Source organism: Streptomyces sp. CO7, assembly GCF_053474865.1.
The window spans coordinates 324,755-326,366 of the sequence record NZ_JBRIOU010000005.1; the positions used below are offsets into that span (position 1 = coordinate 324,755).

Annotated in this window: 1 protein-coding gene and 1 pseudogene; both read right to left on the reverse strand. The window is 76.1% G+C overall.

Features of this window, described 5'->3' with window-relative positions; genetic code table 11:
- Positions 1-260: pseudogene (locus tag ACOV8S_RS19900) on the reverse strand (hypothetical protein); the annotation flags it as partial.
- Between the two features lie 14 nt (positions 261-274).
- Positions 275-1,612 (reverse strand): hypothetical protein (locus ACOV8S_RS19905; RefSeq protein ID WP_448319142.1); only part of this gene is annotated, 1,338 nt, incomplete at its 5' end.

The following is a 1,612-nucleotide window of genomic DNA, read 5'->3' on the forward strand; positions in this document are numbered from 1 at the left end:
GTGCCGCCCTCGGTGCCGCCCTCGGTGCCGTCGCGGGAGACGTCGCCGGAGCCGCGGGTGCCGTCGGCCGCGCGCGAGCCGGCGGTCCGGCCCGGGTCGCCGTCCGCACCGGCGCCCGGGAACTGCGGCAGCAGCAGCGCGCCGGCCGCGGCGAGCGCGCAGACCCCGGCCAGGGCGCCCGTGATCCGCCGGCCCCGCCGCGGGAGGTGCCGCCGCGTGCGGGCGCCGCCCTCGTCCCCGTTCCCCTGATGACGCCGCATCGCCGTTCCCCCGTTCACCGGTACTCCGAAAGCCTGCGGCCGATCCCCAGCAGCCCGGCCGCCGCGGCCAGCACGGCCAGGGCGGCGGCGCCGACGGGCAGGCCGGTCAGCGCGGCGCGTCCGTCGGACGCGGCCTGCTCGAACTCCGTCTCCTCGTGCTCCAGCGCCTGCCGCAGGGACCGGTCGACGTTGTCGAAGCAGACCCGGGTGGGCGACTTCTCGTCCGGTCCGATGATCCGGTCGAGGGCCTCCTGGTAGTCGCCCGCGTCGTCGGCCGCCCGGGCCTCCTCGTGACGCTTGCGCCACTCGAGCATGCTGCTGTGCGCCTTGTCGACCGGCTCTGCGCCCTGCGGGTCGTCGGCCAGGTGACCGGCCGCCTGCAGCCCGCGGGACAGGCCCTTCATGGACTTCTCGAACGCCACCTCGAACTTGTCGCGCCGGACGGTGTCGGACACCCGGACCGTCTCCGCGCCCCGGCTGATCAGGGTCAGGTTCTCGGCGCCGCGGGCCTGCAGGGAGGCGGCCCGGGTGTCGTTCAGGACGTTCAGCGACTTCACGCCGTGCTCGTAGGAGTCGTTCAGCCCCGCCCGGGCCAGGGAGTGCCCGGCCAGCAGCCACAGCAGCATCACGGTGGTGGCCGCGGTGGCGGTCACCAGGCCGGGGCTGAGCACCCGGTTGGTGCGCAGGTACTCGCGCCGCTGGGCCAGGCCCAGGGCGACGAGTGCCACGGCGCCGAGTCCCAGGGCGAGCCACGGGTAGGGCGTGGCGTCGGCGTAGTCCTCGGTGAGGCGCTGGTTCTCCTGCTGGTAGAGGTCCTCGGCGGCCGGGAGCATCTTGTCCTGCATCAGGTCGTCGGCGTACCGCAGGTAGGCGCCGGCCAGCGGGTAGCCCATCCGGTTGTTGGCGCGGGCGCGCTCCACCAGGCCCTTGTAGCGGGGCAGCAGTTCGTTGAGCCGCGCCACGGTGCGGCCGGACGCCGAGTCCGGGTCGGAGCTTGCGGCGGCGGTGGCCAGTCCCGAGGCGGCCGTCCTGATGTCCCGTTCGTAGCGCTCACGGCTGTCGGGGGTCTCGTTCCCGCCGGCCAGGAGGCCGTCGGAGGCCGCGGTGTTGGCCCCGGCGAGCGCCCGGTAGACGTCGGCGGCGGCCGAGCTCAGCGGGCCGCTGTGGTGCAGCACGTCGTCGGCGGCCGAACTGCGCGCGGAGGTCTGCCAGGTGGCGACGGCGCCGAAGGCGACCACCAGCAGCGCGAGGACGGCACCGAGGATCCGCAGGCGGCCCGGTTCGGTGGTCGCGGCCGACCGCACCCGGGCGGCGGTCTCCGCCACGGCGGTGGTCCGCCGGGGCGGCGGGGC